The organism is Actinomycetospora lutea (assembly GCF_028737205.1).
GTDB classification, from domain to species: Bacteria; Actinomycetota; Actinomycetes; order Mycobacteriales; family Pseudonocardiaceae; genus Actinomycetospora; species Actinomycetospora lutea.
This window is the reverse complement of the sequence record NZ_JAQZAL010000019.1, coordinates 96,129-117,794: the sequence shown is the minus strand read 5'-3', so window position 1 is coordinate 117,794 and position 21,666 is coordinate 96,129. Positions and strand designations below refer to the sequence as shown.

Here is a 21,666-nt window from a genome sequence, read left to right as displayed (position 1 = left end):
TGCAGGAGAAACGCTCCGCAGTCGGGATCGGTACCGTTTCGTGACACATAGTCAGGCAACCTCGATCACCATACGACCGAACAGACCACTGATGCACGCCGATCGGTCGCCACTCGCCTTGAGGAACCTGAGAGTCTCCCTCATATTGGTCACTCCCCGTACTTGACGTGCGCTCGATCGGGTGGTCACCCTCATGGGGCCGGGGGGCATGCCAGGATGCCGATCGGTTGAGTTCCTGGGGGGAACCATGGAACTGGTCGTGGGGGGCCGCGGAACGCTGCTCACGGACTTGCTGGAACCGACGCTGGGTGCGCAGGGGCACCGCGTCGCGCTGGGCCCTGCGGATCGGGAGGGGCTGGCCGCCACCGTGGCGACCGTCCGGCCCGACGTGGTCATCGCCGACCACCTCGGCGACGTCGACCGCGACGTCGCCGGGTTCGTGCGCGCGCTCCACGAGGCGGGCGGCGGGCGCACGGCGGTCGTCGTGCTGACCTCCGACGGGCACCGCTCGTCGGTCGAGGCCGCGATCCGCGCCGGGGCCCGGGCCTACCTGCACCGCAGCCACGGCGTCGACTCGCTGCTGCGGGCGCTGCGCCGGGTGGCCGGCGGCGAGACCGTCGTGAGCGCCCCGCGCGCACCGCAGGACCAGGACCCGGCCGGGGCGCGGGCCCGCCGGCTGGTGTCGCTGCTGACCGACCGCGAGCTCGAGTGCCTCTCGTTGCTCGTCGACGGCGTGAGCACGAGCGAGATGGAGCGCAGGCTCGGCATCGCCACGCTGACGGTGCGCAGCCACGTCCAGTCGATGCTCACGAAGCTCGGGGTCCACTCGCGGCTCGAGGCCGCCTCGCTCGCCGTGCGCCACGACCTGCTGGGAGCGCGGGCGCTGCCGTCGCGGGCAGGTTGACGATGGCCCTCCCGCAGGCCCCGGCGCCGCCCGACCTCACCGACCTCGCCTTCTGGGCCCGCCCGGAGGCCGACCGGCTCGCCGCGTTCGCCCGGCTCCGCGCGCTGGACCGGCCCGTGTTCTTCCCCGAGCCCCGGGTGCCGCTGCTGCGGCCCGGCGGCGGGTTCCACGCGCTGGTCCGCCACGCCGACGTGCTGGAGGCGAGCCGGAACAGCGACGTGTTCTCCAGCGAGCCCGCCGCCGTGAGCCCGGAGCCGCCGCCCTGGCTGCCGCTGGTGTTCGGGCGCCCCCTGGTCAACATGGACGACCCGCGCCACGCGCGCCTGCGCCGGATCGTGTCCCGGGCGTTCGCCCCGAAGCGCCTCGACGCGCTCGACGGCGAGATCGCGGACACCGTCGACGAGATCGTGACCCGGCTGGCCCGGCACGGCACCGGCGACTTCGTGGCCGAGGCCGCCCGCGAGCTGCCGATCCACGTCATCTGCTCGATGCTCGGCATCCCCCGCGAGCGCCGCGACCACGTGCTCTCGCGCATCGACGTCATGACCGAGTACTCCGGCGTCCGCGGCGAGATGCACCGGCTGGCCACCGCGCGCCTGCTGGTCGGCAACCTGCGCGCGATCGTCGACCTGCGCCGCTTCGTCGTCGGCCTCGGGCGGGCGCGCCGGCGCGATCCGGGCGACGACATCCTCTCCGCGCTGGTCACCGCCGACGTCGACGGCGAGCGGCTCTCGCTGCGGGAGCTGGGCTCGTTCTTCGACCTGCTGCTGGTCGCCGGCAACGAGACCGTGCGCAACGCGGCGTCCCACGGGCTGGTGCTGCTCTCCGAGCACCCCGAGCAGCGCGCACGGCTCGCCGCCGACCCGGACGCGCTGATGGGCACCGCGATCGAGGAGATCGTGCGGATGTGCTCGCCGATCGTGCAGTTCCGCCGCACGCTGACCCGGGACCACGAGCTGCGCGGCCACCCCCTGCCCGCCGGGTCGAAGGTGGTGCTGTTCTACGGGTCGGCCAACCGGGACGAGGCGGTGTTCGACGCGCCCGACGCCTTCGACGTCGGGCGCCGCCCCAACCCGCACGTCGGGTTCGGCGGGCCCGGCCCGCACCTGTGCCTGGGCGCGCACCTCGCCCGCCGCGAGCTGGGCGCGCTGTTCCGGGCGGTGCTCGACCGGCTGCCGGGGCTGCGCGCGGACGGGCCCACGGTGCCGCTGCGCTCGGCGTTCGACAACGGGATCGTGGCCCTGCCCTACAGGGTGTGAGCCCTCCGCGGTGTGGGCCCTCCGCGGTGTGGGTCCTCCGCGATGGGCCCTACGCGGTCTGACCGCGCATCCTCGTGCGCACCGAGGCCGCGCGCTTGAGCACCGTGTCGGCGGCGCGGTAGAGGCGCGGGTCGTCGAGCACGTGGTTGCGCAGCCGGCGCACGGGCTCGCGGCGCGCCCAGTGCACGGCGGCGGCCGGGCTGCGCCGCACGATCCGCCCCTCGGCGACGACGAGGTCGCGGCTGCGGAAGCAGTCCTTGTAGCCCTTGGCGCCACGGCCCATGTCGATCTCGACGATGCCGGCGGCGGCCGCGTGCTCGGCGAGCATGAGGTGGTGCAGCAGGCCCGGGGAGTAGCGGCGGAACCGGTTGTCGAACGCCGGGAACCAGCCGGCGAGGGCCGGGCCGTTGCGCAGCCCGAAGTGGCCGGCGACCGGGGTGTCGCCGGCGCGGAGCATCGAGAGCGTGCCGGCGAAGGTCTCCGACGGGGTGGCCAGCAGCGACTCGAGCAGCTCGCGGATCCAGGGCACGCGGAAGCGGTCGCTGCGGTAGGTCCGCTGGTACTGCTCGGACTTCCACGCCATGATCTGCCGCAGGTCGGCGACGTCAGCGCTCCCCAGGGTGAACGTCACGGTGCCGTGGTCGCGGCCGAGCGCCCGTCCCTTGCGCTCCAGCTCGGAGAGGAACGACTTGGACCGGGCGCGCACCTCGGCCCGGAACGCCGGGTAGCCACCGCTGAGGTCCATCACCGGCGACGGCACCCGCAGCGCCTGGTAGCGCTCGAAGGGCTTCTGGCCGTCGACGAGGTGGTCGAACTCCCACACCGACAGCCCGCAGGCCCGCAGGAGCTGCTGGGGGTCCCACTCCGCGTCCTGCGCGTGCACGAGGCCGTGCGCGTCGGTGAGGCCGGGCGCGGGCGGCGTGCCGTACCCCCACCGCCCGCGCTCGAACGGGAAGAAGCCGACGGTCCGGCCGCCGTCCTCGAGCACCGCGACGCGCACCGGACGGCCCACCCGGCCCACGGCCTGCACGAACTCCGGGGCGAGGAACGGGTGGGCCGTCGGCCCCGAGCGCTGGAACGCGCGCCAGAGATCGAGGTCGGACGCCCCCAGCTCGTCCGGCCGGACCACGCTGATCTGCACATCCGCCCCCATGTCGCCCCCCACGGGAGGCTAGGCGGCCGGATGCCCGGGCGGCGTCGTCAGAGTGGACGAGTCCGTGTAGTCACCGTGAAGGTGTCGCCTCAGCGGGGGCACAGGCAGAACGGGTGGCCGACCGGATCGAGGAGCACCCGCCACGTCCCGCCCGGCTGGTGTTCCGGCAGCGTCGCGCCGAGCTCGCGGGCCCGGGCGACCGCGGCGTCGAGATCGTCGACGGCGAGGTCGAGGTGGTAGCGCTTGGCGCCGTCGGGGTCCGGCCAGGGCGGCGGGGTCCAGCCCGGCACGCGCCCGAACCCGATCGGCGCGCCCTCGCCCGAGATCATCGCGTACTCCTCCTCGGCGTGGACGGTCTGCCAGCCGAGCAGCGCGCCGTAGAAGGCGGCCTGCGCGCGGGGGTCGGGGCCGTCGAGGTTGATCATGGCGAGCGACGTGGTCATGGCGGTCACGCTAGGAGCCGTTCCTGACAGGTCACGTCAGGTTCGGACCGACATCTCGGCACTCGCCCGGCGCACCCCGTTCACCCGACCCGGTGGACCCGGCCGGTCCGGGCCTCGCGGGGCTAACGGACGCCCGGGCCGATGCGACACCGCTCACACAGCGTCCGACCGGACGCGCGCCAACTAGGCCGGTCGGGGGTCGACATGGGGTAGCACCACCGCCGGGAGGACGCCACGGTCACGCACGCGGACGTCCGGGCGGCCGTGCTCGTGCGCCCCGGTCGCCGCCCCGCGGTGCCGCAGGACGCTCCGCCCGCCGGGCTCGGCTACCCGCCGCCGACCGCGTACCGCCGCGACCCGGTGACCGGCGTGCCGACCCCGCCGCGCGCCGTGCCCACCGCCCCCGCCGCCACCACCCACGCGGCCGCCGGGCCCGTGCCGCGTCGCCGCGCCGGCACCCGCGCCCCGCTGGCCGTCGCCGTGGCAGGGGCCGCGACGGCGCTGGTCGGCCTGGGCGCCCAGATCCCGGGCCTCGTCGACGCGGTGAGCGCGTCCGCGGCCACCGCGCCGGCGCCCGCCGCCGGGTCGCCGGCCGTCGCCGGGCAGTGCGCCACGGTGGTCGCCGACGCCATCGACGAGACCGTCGCGACGCTCGGGCGCACCCCGGCCGGGCAGTGGACGGGCGTCGTCGCCGCCCGCGAGGAGTCCCTCGCCGCGACGTACGGCGACTCCTCCCGCGAGCAGCGCGCCTACGCCGCCGGCGTCGACGACGTCATGGACTGGCTGATGACCGACCCGGTCGCCGCCGAGGACTGGAACCTCGTCACCACCCGCGTCGCCCGCACGGTCGCCACCACCTGCGCCTCCTGACCCCTGTGAGCGCAGCGCGCTCACGGACGGCGGACGACCCCCGCGGCGGCCAGCGCGGCCGAGACGGCGGCGGTCGCGACGGCGACGTCGCGCAGCACGACCGGCAGCAGGACCACGCCCGTCGAGGTCGTGGAGAGGAGCATCCCGCCCGCGCCGGGCTTGCCGGCGGCGCCGTCGGCCGGGGGCGCGCCGGAGGTCGACGACCCCGGGACCTCGTGCGTCGGCGCGTTGCCCGCCGGCTCCGAGCGCGGCGGCGCGGTGTCGGTCACGAGCATCTCGCGGCCCGAGTCGTCCCACGCGTCCTCGAAGGTCGCCCGCGGCACCACCGAGATCGCCCCGCTCGGGTCGCCCGGGTCCGCGAGGTACACGTTCTCGTCGTCGATGCCCGTCACCACCACCGCGTGGTTGGCGTCGGCGCCCCCGTCGGAACCGTCGTCGTCGGTGCCGTACCAGACCTCGTCGGAGTCGACGTAGGCGATGATGTCGCGGTCCGCGTCGAGCAGGGACTCGAGGTCCTTGAGGCTGCCGTGCGTCGTGGTCGCCGGGATCCCGTAGCTCTCGAGCAGCGCCTCGGCGTCCGACGACGTCATGCCCGAGGCGTCGTCCGGCACGCCGTCGCCGGTGGTGTCGGTGGTGGTCAGCCAGCCGTGCGCCACGGCGCGGGAGACGACCTCGGGCTCGCCGACGTTCCGTCCCTGCCACTCCCCCACGATCTGCGCGACGGCGGCGGGCACGCAGTAGCCGTTGACCGACTGCGCGTACCAGTACGAGGACGCCTGCTCCGGGTCGCCGTGCATGCCGTCGTCCCGCGCCGCCGTGGCCTCCCCGGGCAGCACGCCGTCGCGGAGGTCCTCCCGGCGCCACCCGTCGGTCGACCACGCGCCGTCGGTGACGGGGTGGACCTCGTCGGAGGTGACGACCCCGTCCCCGTCGGCGTCGGTCCAGGCGAGGTCGAGCACCCCGTCGCCGTCGGTGTCCACCGCGGTGACGTCGACGAGGCCGTCACCGTCGAGGTCGGCGAAGAGGTCGAGCTCCCCGGCGTCGAGGTCCATGCCGGGTTCGACGATCACCGCACCCCGGGATGTTCCGGGCCGGCCTAGTGCGAGAGCAGCGACTCGGTGCGCACCGCCGAGATGTGCCGGTCGCGCTGGTGGCGGCGAGCGCGGTCCGAGGACTGGTTCTGGGCCACGCTGACGCCCAGCAGCGCCCCGCACAGGAAGATCACGCCCACGACGACCACGCCCACGATGACGAACATCCGACTCTCTCCTTCTGCCCCGAGCGCCGGGAACGCCCCGCACCCACGGATCCAGACGGGTGTCGCGATCGACGGTTGGCGGTCACGCTGCGTCGGCTACGTCACGCCCCCGGAGCCGGTCCGGGGAGCAACCTCGGTCCCGCAACGTGCCCGTGACGCGGAGGCCCGCGTCGGCGCGGCGCGTCCGGGGTACCGCTGCGGTGATGAGCAGCGATCCGCGCACCCCCGACGAGCGGCAGCTCGACGACGAACCGGGCGTCACCAGTCCCGAGCCGACCGACGACGCCGCCCCGGACGCCGACCCCGACGAGGTCGAGCCCGCGTTCGAGATCGACCTCGAGCCCGACGAGCAGGGGCTCGCCGAGGCGGGCGAGGAGCCGACCGGCTGAGCCGCTACCAGCCCAACAGCGACGGCAGCTGCGTCCCGACGGCCGGGGACATCGTCCGGCTGTAGGACGCCGACAGGTGGTTGTCGTCGAGGTAGACGAGCACGTTGCCGATCTCGGGCGGGCACGTCGCCGGGGTGCAGATCTCGTTGCTGAGGTCGAGGAACGCGACGTTGGACGGGACGTCGTCGCGCAGCGCGTACGGCGGGTCCGGGGCCAGCAGCTCGGCGCGCGGGATCCCGCACGGCGCCGCACCGCGCCCGTAGGTCTCGAAGCACTCCGACGGGCGGTGGTCGAAGCGCGGGTTGTCACGGACCGCGACGACCGGGATGCCGAGCTCGTCGAGCGCGCGCCAGCCGGCCACGAAGCCGTCCGGGGTCTGCTCGGTCAGCCCGGCCCGGACGTCCCGGGTGGCGCTGACGACCACCGCGTCCGGCGGGTCGAGGGCGAGGTGCTCGACGGCCGCCGCGTTCCAGTCCACGCAGGTGGCGTCGTCCGGGTCGGTCTCCGAGGCCAGCGAGAAGGGGCAGCGGGCGCGCACCAGGGTGCTGACCTGCCACCCCCGTTCCCGCGCGAGCGGCTCCAGGGCGGGCAGGAGCTGCTGCATGTGCGAGTCGCCGACGACCGTGATCCGGCGCTGGGGCTCGCCCTCGGGCGCGATCGGCACGCACTGCTCGAGCACCGGGTGGTCGGGCACCGGGGCACACGCGTCGCGGTAGTCCGCCCAGTCGTCCTGCACCCGCGCCGTCGAGGGCCGGACGGGCGCGGCGACGTCCCCGCCCGCCCCGCCGGTGGCCTCGTGGTCGGCGACGAGCACGGCGGCGCCGGGATGGTCCTGGTCCCCGACCGCCACCGGGGTGCCGCGGTCCGCGGCGACCACCGCGGCCCAGACGGCGAGGCCGAGCATCGCCGGCAGGAGGCTCGCCGCGACCGCCAGCGCGGCGAGCCCGACCGGGCGCGGCAGGGTGACCCGGCGCAGCGGCTCCTCGACGAGGTGGTGGGTCGCGACCGCGAGGGCCCCCGAGAGCCCGACCACGACCACGCCGCCGACCAGGCCCGGCGTCGCCGTCCCCATCAGCCCGAGCGTCACGACGAGCACCGGCCAGTGCCACAGGTAGAGCGGGTAGCTGATGCTGCCGAGGTACTGGGCGGCCGGCGTGGCGAGGCGCTCCCCCGCGCCCGCGCGCCCGGCCACGAGCACCGCGACCGCCGAGAGCACGGGCCACAGCGCGAGGTAGCCGGGGAACGCGGCGCCGACGTCGAGCACGGCGCCGCAGGTCACCAGCCCGACGACGCCCGCCCAGCCGAGCACCGCGCGTGCCACGCGCCCGAGCCGCACCCGGTCGAGCACGAGGGCGAGCAGGCCGCCCAGCGCGAACTCCCAGAGCCGCGTGCGGGTGTCGAAGTAGGCGAAGGCCTGGTCGGTGGCGGTGGCGTGCACCGAGTGCACGAACGACACGACGGCGACCGCCGAGAGCGCGAGCAGCAGCGCGGACCGCACGTCGACGCCGCGCGAGCGCGCCCACCGGGCGACGAGCAGCACGAGCAGCGGGGCCGCGAGGTAGAACTGCGCCTGGATCGACAGCGACCAGAAGTGCTGCGCGACGCTCGCCGTGCCGTGGTTCGCGTAGTAGTCGACGGCGTCGGTGGCGAGGCGCCAGTTCTCCAGGAACAGGCCGGACGCGACGAGCTCGCGCAGGTTGCGCGCCCACGTCGAGGGCGGCAGCAGGACCGCCGCGGCCACGGTGCTGGCGAGCAGGACGAGCCCGGCCGTGGGCACGAGGCGCCAGAACAGCCGGGTCCACGTGGCGCCGACGTCGACGCGCTCGCCCCGCATCGCGCGGCGGGCCACCATCCCGAGCACGAAGAAGCCCGAGAGCAGGAAGAACACGTCGACGCCGCCGGAGACGCGCCCGACCCAGACGTGGTAGACGACGACGAGGACGGCGGCGAGGCCGCGCAGACCCTCGATCTCGGGGCGCCGCTCGCTGCGGGGACGGGTCGCCGACGCGGTGACGGTCGTCCCGCTGCTCGCCACGTCTCCCGGCCCTCCCTCGCGGTGATCACGCCCTCACCGCCGGACGATTTTTCCGTATGCCGCCGCTCACCCCGACGTCGGGCTGCCGACCATCCTCGCGGGAGGATGATCAGGTGAGCGTGACGCGGCGTCTCGTCGTCTGCTGCGACGGCACCTGGAACACGGCCACCGACCACACCAACGTGCGGCGCCTGTACCACCGCCTCGCGATCACCGACGACCAGCTCCCGCGCTACTTCGAGGGGCTCGGCACCGACGGCGGGCCGGTGCGCCGGGTGCTCGACGGCGCGCTCGGGGTGGGGCTCCCGGAGGCCATCCGCGAGATCTACCGCTGGCTCGCCGAGACCTTCCGGCCCGGCGACGAGCTCGTCCTCGTCGGCTTCAGCCGCGGCGCGTTCACCGTGCGCAGCACCGTCGGGATGCTCACGCGGTGCGGCCTCGTCGCCTTCTCCCCCGAGCAGGACGACGCCGCGCGCGACGCGGTCGTCGCCCGCGTCTTCGCCGAGGGCTACCGGGCCGGGCGGGAGCTCGACGGGCTCGCGTTCCACCCGGGCTTCGCCCCCGACGACCGGGCGCCGATCGCGTTCCTCGGGGTCTGGGACACGGTCGGCGCGCTGGGCGTCCCGCGCACCTTCGGGCTGCTCTCGAGCCTCGCCGGGCGCGACCTCGTCGAGTTCCACGACCTCGAGCTCGCCCCCGACGTGCGCCACGCGCGCCAGGCGATCGCGCTCGACGAGCGCCGCGGCCCGTACGTGCCGTCGCTGTGGCCGACCCCGCCGCCCGATCGCCACACCACCTTCGCCCAGGTCTGGTTCCCGGGCGGGCACGGCGACGTCGGCGGGGGCAAACCACGGACGGGCCTGTCCGACGGGGCGCTGCGCTGGATGGCCGACGAGCTCGACGCCACGATCGCCCCGCGGTGGCGCGACGGTGTCGACGGGGGCCCGCCGCGCCCGGAGGGCGACCCGTGCGCCCCGCTCGACGACGGCGTCGACGGCCTCTGGCGGGTGCTGAGCCCGCGCCCGCGCACCGCCCCGCGCGTGGTCGAGGGCGCGCGGGACGTCAGCGCCTCGGCCGTGGCGCGCCGGCGGTGCGACCTCGATCCGCCCTACCGGCCCGGGCGGGTCCTGGCGGTCGGCGAGTCCGCCGAGGTGGCGGTCGGCGCCGGGGAACCGTGGGGCGAGACGGGGCTCTACCTCGTGCCGGGCCGCTACGCGCTGACGGTGTCGGGGACATGGCGCGACCACGGGGCCGCGTCCCCGGGCACCGGCGCCTCCCCGTGGCCGGTCCCGTCGTGGCCGTCGTACGCGGTGGGGAGCGCGCTCGACGGGGTGCGGCGCCTCGTCGAGCGCGTCACCGGCAACCCGCGCAGCGACGTCGTCGGCAGCCGCCGGGTGCCGGAGGCCGCGTGGCTCGAGCTGGTCGCCGCGGTGGCCGACGACGTCGTGGACGTGGACGGCACCGTGCGCGAGGGCACCACGGCCCCGATCGGGCCGACCGGGCACCGCGAGCTCGCCACCGCGCGGGGCGGCTACCTGTACGCCCTCGCCAACGACGCGTGGACCGGCTACGGCACGAACGGCGGCGCGGTGGCCCTGACGGTGGTCCGCGTCACCTGAGACCCGGTCGGCGTCGTCGCCGCTGACGCGGATGCACGCGCGGGGGTTGTCGCTCGTCCGGGTGAGGCGCTCCGGGCCGCCGTTATCGAGTCGTGACCTCACTCGTTGTCCCGATCAAGAGAACGCAGCGTCACGTTCTCCAGACGAACGGGGTCTTCCGGCCCGTGCGTCGTCACCGCTTCCCACCTTGACGCGATGAGGTACAGACCCATGGGTCAGCACTCCGCGCGCCGCTCCGGCGGCGCCATGACCACCGTCGCCGGCCGCGGCCTGTTCACCGCCACCGCGGCGGTCGCCCTGCTGGGCGGCGGCACGAGCATGGCCGTCGCCGGTGAGGCGCCGTCGTCCGGCGGCCACGAGCACGCGCAGAGCGGGTCCGAGCACGCCCAGGGCGGCGAGAGCGGGTCGTGCGAGATCCCGGTCGTCGACGCCACCGTCGAGTCCGGCGAGTCGACCGTCAACGCCGTCACCGGCGACGCGACCGCCCCGGTCTTCGAGGCGGGCGGCCAGGTCACGCAGCCGGTGCACGACGCCGCCTGCCCGCCGGCCAGCGAGCTCCTCGGCCCGATCCTCGGGGGCGCGCCGGCGAGCGCCGACGCCGAGGAGGCCACCCCCGACGAGGCCACCCCCGACGAGGCCACCTCCGAGGAGGAGACCTCGGACGAGTCGCCGCAGGCCGCCTCGTCGGAGACCCCTGAAACCCCCGAGTCCCCCGAGGCGTCGGGCTCCGGCGCCCCGATGGAGCTCCCGATCCAGTAGCCGGATCGGCCAGGACCGGCACGGCCCCGGTGGCGTCCCCGAAACGCCACCGGGGCCGTGTGCTGTCCGGGGCGTCCTGTCCGGGGCGTGCTGGGTGAGGTCGTCCGGAACCGCGTCGGCCCCGGCCCGTCGGGGCGGGCCGGGGCCGTGCGGCGCTGGGGAGCGGGGTCTGCGGGGAGCGAGGTCTGCGGGAGCGGTGCGGGGTGCGGGTCAGCGCACCCGTTCGCGGCGCGCCGAGCGGCGGCCGGCGGTGTTCGCCTCGAGCTGGCGGCGCCAGAGCTCCCAGGTGTCCGGGTCCATCGTCTGGCCGGCGGGCGGGGTCTGCGGGTTCCGCGGGGCGGGGAGCGCGGCCTGGCGGCCGGTGCCCATCGGGAGCGCGGGCATGCTGCCGGTGAGCGGCTCCCAGGGCCACGACTCGCGGACCGCGCGGGAGCGGTGGAAGCCCAGCCCCATGATGAAGCCGAAGATCAGGTGACCGATCAGCGAGAGCGTCAGCGTCGTCGGCGTCAGCGGGAACATCATCGTCTGGCCGCGGGTGGCCAGGTAGACGGTCCCGATGAGGCCGGCCCACACGGGGAAGACGGAGAACGCGACCGCGGCGACCACGCACACCCGGCGCGAGCAGCGCTGCAGCCCGAACGCGGACGCGAGGGCGAAGAACGTGATGCCGATGCCGCCGCCGTCGCCGATGTAGCGCCAGAGGTAGCCGACGACCGCGCCGGCGGTCAGGTCGTCGGGGTTGCCCGTGATCCAGGTGCCCATGACCGGGATGAAGTCCGCCCACCACCCGAACACGTGGACGGTGGTGAGGCGGAAGCCGTCGTAGATCGCGCAGCCGACGATGCCCCAGAGCATGCCGTCGGCGACGACGCGGTCGCCGGCGTGCGGCGCGAGCACCGTCAGGGCGACGATGGCGGCGGCCAGCGGGATCACGAGGATGCCGGCCGAGACGTTCATCGTGATCAGCCCGAAGACGTGGGCGGAGATCGCGAGGAGCGGCAGCGCGGCGAGCAGCAGGTGCAGGCCGATCCGGACCAGCCCGGCTCCGTCACGGCCCCCGGGGTGCTTCGCGGCGGCCGGTCTCGACCCCGTGACGGGGTGCTCCGGCGTGGTCGTCGTACGCATCGCCGGGAACGCTAGGGATTCGCCCGGTCACCAACCGCGAACCTGAGAGACCCTGAGGACACCCGCCGCCCACGCGCCCTCGGGACGCGACGACCGGCCGGGCGGCTCCCCCGATCGGACGAGCGTGTCGGGTGGCCCGGGAGACGTGGCCCTCAGCTCGGGCGATCACGGGGCTGCAGCGACGACGACCCGCGCGGGGCGAGCGGCGAGCGGCCTCCCGGTCCGGTGCGCTCGCCGGCGCCCGCCGCCCGTCGGACCGGTCGTCGACGCCGGACCGACACCGTGCCGTGACCGGACCGCGACCCACCCCGGTCGACCGGGCCGGACGAGCGATCACGGCCGGAGAGCGGCCGACCACGTGACGTGGTCGTAAGGCGGCGGACGGACGGTGCAGCCATCCGCCGCGAGGAGCACACCGTTCGGCCCAGGGCCACGCTCGGGAGCAGGGTGAGGTCACGGGCGGGTGACAGAGTGTCGGCAGACGAGCACGCTGCACGGCCCCGTGACGGGGGCTCCCCTTCACCCGTCCGGACCGACCCGGGAGACGCCCTCGATGACCGACGTGGTCACCCACGCCGACACCTCGCCCGACGGCGGGCGTCGTCCCTCCCGCGGCCCCCGCTCCCGTCGCGCCCAGCGGGGGATGCGCGTCCCGGGCGCCGAGCCGGTCGCGACCGGGACCGGGACCGACGCGCGGGCGCGTCACCGTCGCGCCCCGCGCACCGGGCCGTTCGTGGTGCCGACCGCCGGAACGACCGGTCCCGGGAACCGCCACCACGCCACGGACCCGACGGAGGCCTTCGGCGCCCAGCACCCGAACGTGCCCGGGCCGGGCGGCGGGCGGCACACCGGGGAGCACACGGTCGTCACCGGCCGGTACTCCGAGCCGCGCCCGCGGCACCGTCCCGACCCGGCCGCCGACCCCGCCACCGGGCCGATCGCCGTCGCGCCGGACGCGGCCACGGCCCTGACGTCCGTCACCACCGCGACCTCCACGGGCCGCCACGCGGCCGTCGACACGGTCGCGGTGGCGGAGCAGGCGCCGGTCGCCCGCACCGCGAGCGCCCCGACCCGCGCGTCGCGGCACGCGGCGCCGGCCCCGGTGGCCAAGCCGGCCGTCCCGGACGCCGAGCCGACGCGTCGCACGGGCCTGCCGCTGCGCGCGACGATCGGGCTGATCGGCGGCGGGGGCGTGGCGGCCCTGTTCGCGCTGACCACGCCGGGCTCGCCGCTCCCGGCGTCGGCGCCCCACGACCCGCAGCCCTCCGTCGCGGCGCCCGCGGGCCTGTTCGACTCGGTGCTGCCGAGCGCGCCCGTCGCGGCGCCGCCCTCGTCGCTCGTGCCGGTCTCGCCCTCCGAGATCACGACGACGCCCACCGAGGAGGGTCCGCAGCCGGTGATCGGCGCCCTGTTCGACGCCGCGGCCGGCGCGTTCGACGACCTCTTCGACAACAGCGCCAACGACGGCCTCGTCGAGAACGGGCCGCGGCCCCGGATCGTCGCGAACCCGGACGACCCGGGCCGCCAGGCCTGGCAGTTCTCGCTCGGGCCCGGCGGCAAGCGCAGCGAGGTCCTGCCGCAGGGCCCGGGCACCGAGCCGGTCGACGGCGACGAGCAGTACATCCGCTACACCGCGCACCTGTCCGACGACTTCCCCACGGACACGGACCACTGGCAGCTCATCCTGCAGTGGCACCACGCCCTGCCGAGCGGGTCGCCGCCGCTCGCGCTGCAGGTCACGCGCGGGCAGCTGTACATGGTCAGCGGGGGCGACGACATGCGGGCGATCGGCCCGGTCTCCCCCGGTCAGCGGATCGATCTGACGATGCGCGTCACGTTCGCGCAGGACCCGGACGAGGGCTCCGTGACGGTCTGGCGCGACGGCCGGCCCACCGGGGTCACGAACTGGCAGCCGCGCGACGGCACGATGAGCACCCGAGCGGCCTATCTGAAGATGGGCATGTACCGGGCGCAGGCCATCCGCGAGAACGGTTCGATCATCGTCACCGATCTGAAGATCGGGAAGACCCCCGAGGGGATCGGCGGCATCGGGCCGCGCACCGTCGACTGAGCCTCGCGCCCGGCGGGCGACCTAGGCTGGCGCGATGCCGTCCGTCGCCCACCTCGTGCGGCGCGCCCCGGAGCCGGGGGCTCCCCGCCGGCCGGTGGTCCGGCGAGTCGTGCGCGTGCTGGTGCGCGTGGTCGTGCCGGTGGTGCTCGCGGTGCTGGTGCTCCTGCCGGACCTGGTCGGCCTGGACCGCCACCTGCCGTTCGCGGTGTTCGCGGCGCTGCGTCCCGCGCTGGCGGTGGCCGGCGCGGGGGTGGTGGTCGTGCTGGCGGTGCTCTGTCGCCGTCGTCTCCGGGGGACGACCGCCGTCGGGGTCGCCGGGGTGGCGGTGGTCGTCGCCGTCGCCGCCGGGTTCGTCGTGCCGCGGGCGGTCCCGGCCGCCCCGCCGCCGCCCGGGGGCACGGCGCTGACGGTGCTCGAGCTCAACGCGTTCGAGGGCAGGGCCGACGTGGGTGCGCTCGCCGACGTGGTGCGCCGCGAGCGTCCCGACCTCGTCGTGCTGCCCGAGGCCGGCGAGCGCTTCCGGGGGCGGATCGCGGCGCTGCTGCCCGAGTACCGGTCGTGGACGAACGTGCCGGCCCGGGCCGCCGACGTCCGCGGCATCACGGTGCTGTCGTCGCCCCGGGCCGGCGACGTCACCGCGCGGACGATCTCCGACGCGCCCGGGACGCCTACCGACACCCGCTACCCCTGGGCCGAGATCACCGGGGGGATCCTCGGCCCGGTGCGGCTCGGCGCCGTGCACGTCGTCTCGATCGTCCCCGGCTGGGTCGCCTACTGGCCCGGCGAGCTCGCGCAGATGCAGCGGTGGTGTGCGGCGGGTCCGGCGCTGGTGGTCGGCGACCTCAACGCCACCCCGGACCACTCCGCCTTCCGCACGGGCACGCGGGGGTGCACGGACGCCGCCACCGAACGCGGGGGGTCGCTGGCGGGGACGTGGTTCGCGGGCGCGCCGCGGGCCCTGGGCGCGCAGATCGACCACGTGCTCATGACCGGTGGGCCGCGGGCGCGGGAGGTGGCCGTCCTCGACGTGCCGGGCTCCGACCACCGGGCCCTGTTGGCCCGGCTGACGCTCTGATCGGTGGCCCGCTCACCGGCGGGTGAGGGTCCCCGCGTGGGCGTGACGCGGGCGGACGGGGCGGCCGCGGAGGTCGAGGTGACCGCCGACGAGGCCGCACCAGGAGCACGGTCCGGCGTCCGCGTGTGACACCGCGGCCGACGCCCCGCTCAGCCCGCGCGCCGCGCGACCGGGGATCGCTCGCGCGTCCCCGTGCGCCGCCGACCCAGCGACCGACCGAAGCGACGAACCCGCCGCCGAGCCGCCCGGTGTGGACGGCGACGCCTCGAGGGCCGCCGCAGGAGTCCGCGCCTCCCGCCGCGCGCGCACCGCCCGCACGAGGCGCAGCAGGACGAAACGCAGGAGGGCGAGCAGCACCACCGCCGCGATGGCGACCACCGCGAGCCACTTGGCGAGGAGCAGGGCGCAGAACGCGATGAGCAGCCCGACGATCGTCGTCGTCACCCGCGCACCACCGTCCACGCGGAGGAGGGTACGTCCGCCGGGGGACCACACTGCACCACATTCACCCCGCGTGTCACTGCGACACCTTGAGTCACACGATGGCGGGCCGCTCAACCAGCCCGGACCGGTGAGCCCCGGGCACGGCAAAGCCCCGCGGGCCACCGGGTCGGGGGTCCGGTGGCCACGCGGGGCACCCGGGATGTCGTCACGGGCCCGCGGGCCGTTACACCGCCCGAGAAGAATTTTCCTCCGGGCTGTGTGCACCGTCCGGCCAGGCGACCGTCCGCGTCCGCACGGTGACCCCGTCCGGGGTGTGGCCGCCGGCGAGCTCCGCAGAGCGCACGCAGAACTCGACCCAGAGCAGGTACTGGATCTGCTTGGCCAGCCCGAGGCGGCTGTAGAGCACGTCGGCGATGCGGTCCCCGGCCCGCGCCCACGTCGTGATGCCGAACTCCAGGTCCCCGTCGGGCAGCTCGCGGGCGGCGAACTCGATCTGTCCGGCCTCGAGGTGCCCGTCGAGCGTGCCCAGCCGGAACGACGTCGCCGAGCGTTCGAGCACGCGCACCGGCCCGTCCCACGGCCCGGGCATGCGCACCACGAGCTCCTCGCCGACGCGCAGCGCCCCGCTCGCGGCGACGTAGTCGAACCGCGCCACCCCCGGCACCACGGCGCGGTTCATGTTCCGGGCCAGCGCGTCGATCAGCGCGGACGCGCTGCGCCGCGCCCCGACGACGCGCACGCGGAAGTCCCGGTGCAGCGCGGGCCCGAACCCCTGATCGAGGGGCTGGTCGCGCAGCGTGGTGTCGGGCAGGGGCGGCGGCAGATCGCGGTGGTCGCCCGCCTCGTCGATGGTGTGCACGGCCGCCTCGGGACGCACGCACCGCCAGAGCACCCCGGCGACCCCGCGCGGGAGCCGCGTGAGCATCAGCGCCTCGCGGACCACCTGACGCGGCCCGGGAATCCAGGTCGAGGTGCCCAGAGAAGGATCCGCCATGCCCTGGTCATACCCGCGGCCGGAACCGATCAGCCCGTGACCGTCCTGACGTGGACCCGGCGCGCGACCCCGGTCCGGCTCAGCCCGCGGGTGCGGCGATCCCGCTGCGCCGGCGCGTCTCGCAGTGCGCCTTGAGGTCGTCGCCGAGCTGCTGGAGGTTCGCCTGCACCCGTCCGGCGGTGAGGCGGCCCATCGGCGAGCCCATCCAGCCGGCGCGTTCGTGGGTCACGACGAGCCGCGTGCGGGAGGCGCCCGTGGGCGTCAGCGCGAACCGGACGTCCGCGTGCCCGCCGACGCCCTCGTGGCGCAGCGCGACCCGGTGGCGACGGGCCTGGAACTCGGCCACGCGCCACGTGCGCTCGGGCAGGCCGGGCGCCCGCAGCCGCACCACGCCGTGCAGCGCCAGCGTGCCGCCGCCGAGCAGGGCGGCGTCGCGCACGGCGGAGGTCCAGCGCGGCCAGCGGTTGAGATCGGTGATGACCGCCCAGACATGGTCGGCGCAGGAGTCGATGTCGACCGCGATCTCGCAGCGCATGATCGCCTCTCCGATGAGACCGACGCACCGCGTCCACGGCCGCCCCGACGTACGCCCACCACGGTAAGCGGGCGTCCGGGCACGGACCAGACCCGGGCCCCGCTCAGGACATCACGGTCAGGCCTCGCGGCGTCCGAGGCCGATGCCGGTGAGGCCCGCGCGCCGCAGCGTGGCCGGGTCGAGCAGGTTGCGGGTGTCCACCACGATGGGCTGCTTCATCGCCCCGGCGATCGCCACCCAGTCCAGGGTGCGGAACACCGGCCACTCGGTGAGCACCACCAGCGCCTCGGCGCCCTGCGCCGCCTCCATCGGGTCGCTCACCAGCGGCACCCCGTCGACCTCGTCCGCCGCGATCTTGTCCGGGTTCGACGGGTCGGGCACCAGCGCCGGGTCGTAGCCCACCAGGTCCGCCCCGGCCTGGCGCAGCAGCGCCGCGATCGCCAGCGCCGGCGAGTCCCGCAGGTCGTCGGTGCCCGCCTTGAACGTCAGCCCCAGCAGCCCCAGCCGCACCCGGGTCAGCGAGCCCGTCCGCCGCCCGGTCACCGCGTGCCGCACCTTGTCCACGATCCGCTGGCGCTGCCGGGTGTTGGTGTCGATCGTGGCCCGCAGCAGCCGGAACTCGAAGTCCGCCGCGTCCGCCACCTGCAACAGCGCGTGGGTGTCCTTCGGCAGGCACGACCCGCCCCACCCCGGCCCCGGCGACAGGAACGCCTGCCCGATCCGCCGGTCGTACCCGATCCCCTCGGTGACGTCCCCGATGTCCGCCCCGACCCGTTCGCACAGCTCGGCCATCGCGTTGACGTACGACAGCTTCATCGCCAGGAAGCAGTTCGCCGCGTACTTCATCAGCTCCGCCGACGCCGCGTCGGTCAGCACCGTCGGCGCGCCCAGCCGCGCGTACAGCGCCGCCACCCGCTCCGCGGCCTCCGCGGTGTCGCACCCCACCACGATCCGGTCCGGGTTGAGGAAGTCGTGCACCGCCGAGCCCTCGCGCAGGAACTCCGGGTTCGACACCACCGACACGTCCGCGCGGTCCAGCAGCTCCGCGGTCCGTCCCGCCGTGCCCACCGGCACCGTCGACTTGTTCACCACCACCGTGCCCGCCGCCAGCAGCTCCCGGGTCTCCTCGACCACGGCCTCCACCGCCCGCAGGTCGGCCACCCCGCCGACCCCCATCGGCGTGGGCAGGCACAGGAACACGATCTCGGCGTCCAGCTCGCCGGAACCGGACTCGCCCGGGAAGCCCTCGGACACCGCGTTCGCCGCCCCCACCACGAACGACAACCGACCCGCCGACACCTGCTCGGTCACCAGCTCCGCCAGGCCCGGCTCCACGATGTCGACCACGCCGCGGCGCAGCCGCTCCACCTTCGCGGTGTCGATGTCCGCGCACACCACCTGGTGACCCAGCGACGCCAGACACGCCCCCGTCGTGAGCCCGACATAGCCCGTTCCCACCACGGCCACCCGACGCGTGAACACGGCGTATCCCCCTCGGTTCCCCGGGCCGCTCGGCCCGTGCGATCTCGACGGCTACGCTGCCAGATCACGCTCCGCGCCCGTGTCGCCGGTCCGCCGGCGATCCAGCACCGTCTCGAGCAGCAGGAACACCAGCAGGGACGCACCGAGCAGCGGCAGGGCGATCCCGACCGCGACGGTGACCGCGAGGACGCCCGCGAGCAGCGGGCGCGGCAGGGAGCGCAGGACCCCGTCGGCCGGCACGTGCCCGGGACGCCGGCCCGGTCCGCGGCGCCACCAGAGCACGGAGCCCCAGACGACGGTGCAGGCGAGCCCGGCGGCGAGCGCGGCGAGCACCACCTGGTTGGCGACGCCGAACAGCAGGCCCATGTGCGCGTCGATGCCCCAGCGGGCGAGCTTCGCCGCCAACGGCCAGTCGGCGAACCGCACGACGTCGGTGATCTGCCCGCTGGCCGTGTCGACGGCGATCGCGTCGAGGTGCTGGGGCCACAGGCGGTCGATCTGCGTCACGGTGGTCGCCGCGCCGTCCCCGCCCGGCGTGATCTCGACCGGCCCGGCGAGACCGAAGTCCGCCGCGACCCGCGCGGCGACGTCGAGGTCGACCGAGGCGCCGGACGTGCCCGTCCCCGGCAGGGTCGTCGCCGGCTCGGGGGTCTCCCAGGAGAGCTGGGCGCGCAGGGCGCTGATGTTCTCGCCGGCGTAGGTCGACCACGTCAGCCCGGTGGCCGACAGGAACAGCAGTCCGGGCGCGGCCCACAGCCCCACCACCGCGTGCCACGACAGCAGTCGCGCCCGGCGCCCGCCCGACACCCGGGGGACGAGCAGGGCCGCCGCCCGCTCCCGGCGCCGCCGCCGGACGAGCCCGACCCACAGCACCAGCCCGGCCAGCACGAGCACCCACAGCCACGACGCCGCGACCTCGGTGTAGAGCCGGCCGGCGTCGCCGAGGTGCAGGGTGCGGTGCAGCTGGTCGGCCCAGGCGCGCAGCGGCATCGCCTGCCCGGACCCGTAGGTCTCGAGCACACCGCGCAGGTCGCCGGTGTGCGGGTCGACGAAGGCGGTGCGGTAGGTCGACCCGGGCAGGGCCGGGTCGTCCGCGATCACCTGCGTGCTGTCGGTCGGCGTCGCCCCGGGCCGCACCGCCCGCAGCTCGGTGCCCGGCACGGCGTCGAGGCCCGCCCGCACCTGGTCGGCGAGCGGCACCTGCGCGGCCGACGCCTGCACCGTCAGCTCGTCGCGGTACACGACGGTCTCGAGCGACGGCATGAGCGTGTAGGCGAACCCCGTCAGGGCCGCGACCAGCAGGAACGGCCCGACGAGCACGCCGGCCCAGAAGTGCACGCGCAGCACGAGGGGACGCAGCAGCGACCGGGCGCCGCGGTCGCGGTCCGGGGTGGAGGCGCGCGAGGGCCCGGGCTCGACGACGGTCACGGGGAGCCCTTCCTGGGGGAGCCGGGGATTTCTCAGTGCACGAGCAGCATCAGGGCCATCCCGGCCCCGGTAACGGCCTGGCAGCCGAGCTGCACGGCGGGGGTCTCGACCACGCGCCCGACGCGGGTGCCGAGCCCCACGGACGCACCCCCGCCGCCGGCCGTGACGGTGACCGTCGCCGCGGGGCGCAGGACCGTGCCGACGGTCAGCACGGTGTGCAGGATCAGGTAGATCGCCAGCGCGAAGGAGACGGCCTGCAGCGCCAGCGGCGAGGAGGCGCCGCCGCCGTGCCCGGCGTGCGCGCCCCCGTCCATGCCCGCCGTCGCGACGCCGGCCGGGACCATCGCGACGTACATGACGGCCATGGCCGCGTTGCTCAGCAGCAGGTGGGTCGGGTGGGCCGCGCAGCGGTCGCCGCCGATCGCCGAGCCCAGCGGACGACCCTGCGCGCGCAGCGTCACCAGGCGCACCGCCCACACCGCGCCCAGCGCGCCGAACACCACCGCGCCCGCGACCGGCGCGACGAGGTCGGCCGTCGCGGGCAGCACCATCGCCGCCATCCCGACGCCCATGACGACGTGGTTCGTCTCGGATGCCGCGGCGGCGCGCTCGTGGCGCCCCCGGCGTCGCCACAGGCTCGCCACGCACAGCGCCGCGGCGGCCAGGAAGACCGCGGCGAGGAAGCCCGCGACCGACGGGGGGAGGCTCACCGAGAACCCGCGAGGAGCTCGTCGAGCACACCCGCGCGGGCGTCGTCGACGATGACGGCGAGCTGCGCGAGGCTCATCCGGATGGACCGGCCGAAGTCGTCGGTGATGACCACGCGGCCGTCGTCGTCGGCGGCCGGGTCGACGTAGAGCTCCGGGCAGCCGCACGAGCACTGGCCGCAGAAGGTCGCGACGTGCTGCAGGCCGTCGGTCGGCAGCGGCTCGTGGTCGGTCATGGGGTCCTCCGGGGGGCGTGGCTGTCCTGCGACCTGCGGGGACGGTACGGCGGTCGGACCCGGCCGCACACCGCTCACCTCGCCGCGCGGGTCCGATGTGCCCGGTCGGCGCAGCGTTCTCAGGTGCGCGCCCGCTCCTTCTCAGGCAGGGCTCCTCGGTGGTCGACGAGCCCGGGGGCCTACCGTCGGAGCAGCACGGTAGGCGCCGCGGGGACGGTCGCGGAGCCCGGTTGTCGCAACGGTCACGGCCGGGAACTCCGGGCCGCCGCGCGACGACCACGTGCGTGGGACGACGAAGGAGCAGCCGGGGTGGACGACGCGAGGATCACCGCGCTGGCGCTGCGCGCCCGCGAGGGTGACCGCACCGCGGCCGGCGAGTTCGTCGCCGCCACCCAGCACCAGGTCTGGCGGCTGCTCGGCCACCTCGCCGACCCGGGCGTCGCCGAGGAGCTCGCCCAGGAGACCTACGAGCGCGCGCTCGGGTCGCTGCGGCGCTACCGGGGGGACGCGCCCGCCCGCAGCTGGCTGCTCTCGATCGCCCGGCGGGTCGCCGCCGACCACCTGCGCCGGCGCGCCCGCCGGCCGGTCGCGCCCGCCGAGCCCGCCGAGGACGACCGCCCGCTGGGCCGCGCCCCGCAGCCCGACCCGGCGGAGTCCGCGGCGGTCCGCGACGCGCTGGCCGCCCTGGACGCCGACCGCCGCGAGGCGTTCGTCCTCACCCAGCTGATCGGGCTGAGCTACGAGGACGCCGCCGCGGTGTGCCGCTGCCCGATCGGGACCATCCGCTCGCGCGTCGCCCGGGCCCGCGCCGACCTCGTCGACGCCCTGGGGGAGCCGGGCGCGCAGCGCCGGTCGGGGTGAGCGGGAGACGAAGCGGAGC

Annotated in this window: 22 protein-coding genes; 9 read left to right on the top strand and 13 right to left on the bottom strand. The window is 75.9% G+C overall.

The features are described from left to right. Positions 1-247 precede the first annotated feature (247 nt). Both PHK61_RS20780 and PHK61_RS20775 read left to right on the top strand, forming a co-directional pair. Positions 248-904, top strand: coding sequence for a response regulator transcription factor (locus tag PHK61_RS20780; RefSeq protein WP_274282924.1), 657 nt, complete (start codon positions 248-250; stop codon positions 902-904). A gap of 2 nt (positions 905-906) precedes the next feature. Further along, positions 907-2,163: a cytochrome P450 gene (locus PHK61_RS20775; RefSeq protein WP_274282923.1), complete on the top strand. Its 1,257-nt coding sequence runs from the start codon at positions 907-909 to the stop codon at positions 2,161-2,163. A 49-nt stretch (positions 2,164-2,212) separates the two neighbouring features. Here the strand turns inward: PHK61_RS20775 and PHK61_RS20770 are convergent, their stop codons facing one another. Both PHK61_RS20770 and PHK61_RS20765 read right to left on the bottom strand, forming a co-directional pair. Beyond that, positions 2,213-3,316, bottom strand: coding sequence for a GNAT family N-acetyltransferase (locus PHK61_RS20770; protein WP_274282922.1), 1,104 nt, complete (start codon positions 3,314-3,316; stop codon positions 2,213-2,215). An 89-nt stretch (positions 3,317-3,405) separates the two neighbouring features. Next, on the bottom strand, positions 3,406-3,759 hold the full coding sequence (locus PHK61_RS20765; protein ID WP_274282921.1) for a VOC family protein: 354 nt from the start codon (positions 3,757-3,759) through the stop codon (positions 3,406-3,408). 264 nt (positions 3,760-4,023) lie between these two features. On the opposite strand from PHK61_RS20765, the gene PHK61_RS20760 reads away from it, so the two are divergent. Then, complete coding sequence (locus PHK61_RS20760; protein ID WP_274282920.1) at positions 4,024-4,629, top strand: hypothetical protein; 606 nt, start codon at positions 4,024-4,026, stop codon at positions 4,627-4,629. Between the two features lie 20 nt (positions 4,630-4,649). Here PHK61_RS20760 and PHK61_RS20755 read toward each other — a convergent pair whose 3' ends face one another. Together PHK61_RS20755 and PHK61_RS20750 are read right to left on the bottom strand one after the other, a co-directional pair. Further along, a complete protein-coding gene (locus PHK61_RS20755) occupies positions 4,650-5,699 on the bottom strand; it encodes a C39 family peptidase (protein ID WP_274282919.1) in 1,050 nt (349 codons plus the stop codon). Between the two features lie 26 nt (positions 5,700-5,725). Beyond that, positions 5,726-5,887 (bottom strand): hypothetical protein, encoded by a 162-nt coding sequence (locus PHK61_RS20750; protein ID WP_274282918.1) that lies wholly within the window; start codon positions 5,885-5,887, stop codon positions 5,726-5,728. Positions 5,888-6,090: 203 nt separating this feature from the next. Between PHK61_RS20750 and PHK61_RS20745 the strand changes: the two genes are divergently transcribed. Beyond that, on the top strand, positions 6,091-6,276 hold the full coding sequence (locus PHK61_RS20745) for a hypothetical protein (RefSeq protein WP_274282917.1): 186 nt from the start codon (positions 6,091-6,093) through the stop codon (positions 6,274-6,276). 4 nt (positions 6,277-6,280) lie between these two features. Here PHK61_RS20745 and PHK61_RS20740 read toward each other — a convergent pair whose 3' ends face one another. Continuing rightward, the gene (locus tag PHK61_RS20740; protein ID WP_274282916.1) at positions 6,281-8,311 is read right to left on the bottom strand and encodes an acyltransferase family protein; all 2,031 of its coding nucleotides are present in this window, start codon (positions 8,309-8,311) and stop codon (positions 6,281-6,283) included. 113 nt (positions 8,312-8,424) lie between these two features. Here PHK61_RS20740 and PHK61_RS20735 point away from each other — a divergent pair, with 113 nt between their 5' ends. After that, a complete protein-coding gene (locus PHK61_RS20735) occupies positions 8,425-9,930 on the top strand; it encodes a DUF2235 domain-containing protein (protein ID WP_274282915.1) in 1,506 nt (501 codons plus the stop codon). 210 nt (positions 9,931-10,140) lie between these two features. Beyond that, on the top strand, positions 10,141-10,689 hold the full coding sequence (locus tag PHK61_RS20730) for a hypothetical protein (protein WP_274282914.1): 549 nt from the start codon (positions 10,141-10,143) through the stop codon (positions 10,687-10,689). A gap of 210 nt (positions 10,690-10,899) precedes the next feature. On the opposite strand, the gene PHK61_RS20725 is transcribed toward PHK61_RS20730, so the two are convergent. Then, positions 10,900-11,814 carry a hypothetical protein gene (locus PHK61_RS20725; RefSeq protein ID WP_274282913.1) on the bottom strand — a complete coding sequence of 305 codons (915 nt, stop codon included), beginning with the start codon at positions 11,812-11,814 and terminating at the stop codon, positions 10,900-10,902. Positions 11,815-12,367: 553 nt separating this feature from the next. Here PHK61_RS20725 and PHK61_RS20720 point away from each other — a divergent pair. Beyond that, positions 12,368-13,885 (top strand): heparin lyase I family protein, encoded by a 1,518-nt coding sequence (locus PHK61_RS20720; protein ID WP_274282912.1) that lies wholly within the window; start codon positions 12,368-12,370, stop codon positions 13,883-13,885. A gap of 34 nt (positions 13,886-13,919) precedes the next feature. After that, entirely contained in the window at positions 13,920-14,960 is a 1,041-nt protein-coding gene (locus tag PHK61_RS20715; RefSeq protein WP_274282911.1) for an endonuclease/exonuclease/phosphatase family protein, read from the top strand. 12 nt (positions 14,961-14,972) lie between these two features. Here the strand turns inward: PHK61_RS20715 and PHK61_RS20710 are convergent, their stop codons facing one another. From PHK61_RS20710 to PHK61_RS20680, 7 genes are all read right to left on the bottom strand, one after another. Continuing rightward, entirely contained in the window at positions 14,973-15,422 is a 450-nt protein-coding gene (locus PHK61_RS20710) for a hypothetical protein (protein WP_274282910.1), read from the bottom strand. Positions 15,423-15,627: 205 nt separating this feature from the next. Then, entirely contained in the window at positions 15,628-16,398 is a 771-nt protein-coding gene (locus PHK61_RS20705; protein ID WP_274282909.1) for a DUF1990 family protein, read from the bottom strand. Positions 16,399-16,477: 79 nt separating this feature from the next. Beyond that, positions 16,478-16,933 (bottom strand): SRPBCC family protein, encoded by a 456-nt coding sequence (locus PHK61_RS20700; RefSeq protein WP_274282908.1) that lies wholly within the window; start codon positions 16,931-16,933, stop codon positions 16,478-16,480. A 117-nt stretch (positions 16,934-17,050) separates the two neighbouring features. Beyond that, a complete protein-coding gene (locus tag PHK61_RS20695; RefSeq protein WP_274282907.1) occupies positions 17,051-18,415 on the bottom strand; it encodes a UDP-glucose dehydrogenase family protein in 1,365 nt (454 codons plus the stop codon). Positions 18,416-18,466: 51 nt separating this feature from the next. Beyond that, entirely contained in the window at positions 18,467-19,843 is a 1,377-nt protein-coding gene (locus PHK61_RS20690; RefSeq protein WP_274282906.1) for a PepSY-associated TM helix domain-containing protein, read from the bottom strand. 32 nt (positions 19,844-19,875) lie between these two features. Continuing rightward, positions 19,876-20,553, bottom strand: coding sequence for a DUF5134 domain-containing protein (locus PHK61_RS20685; protein ID WP_274282905.1), 678 nt, complete (start codon positions 20,551-20,553; stop codon positions 19,876-19,878). Beyond that, positions 20,550-20,786: a hypothetical protein gene (locus PHK61_RS20680; protein ID WP_274282904.1), complete on the bottom strand. Its 237-nt coding sequence runs from the start codon at positions 20,784-20,786 to the stop codon at positions 20,550-20,552. The genes PHK61_RS20685 and PHK61_RS20680 overlap by 4 nt, the downstream gene beginning before the upstream one ends. Positions 20,787-21,095: 309 nt before the next feature. Here PHK61_RS20680 and PHK61_RS20675 point away from each other — a divergent pair, with 309 nt between their 5' ends. Beyond that, the gene (locus tag PHK61_RS20675) at positions 21,096-21,647 is read left to right on the top strand and encodes a sigma-70 family RNA polymerase sigma factor (RefSeq protein WP_274282903.1); all 552 of its coding nucleotides are present in this window, start codon (positions 21,096-21,098) and stop codon (positions 21,645-21,647) included. Positions 21,648-21,666 lie beyond the last annotated feature (19 nt).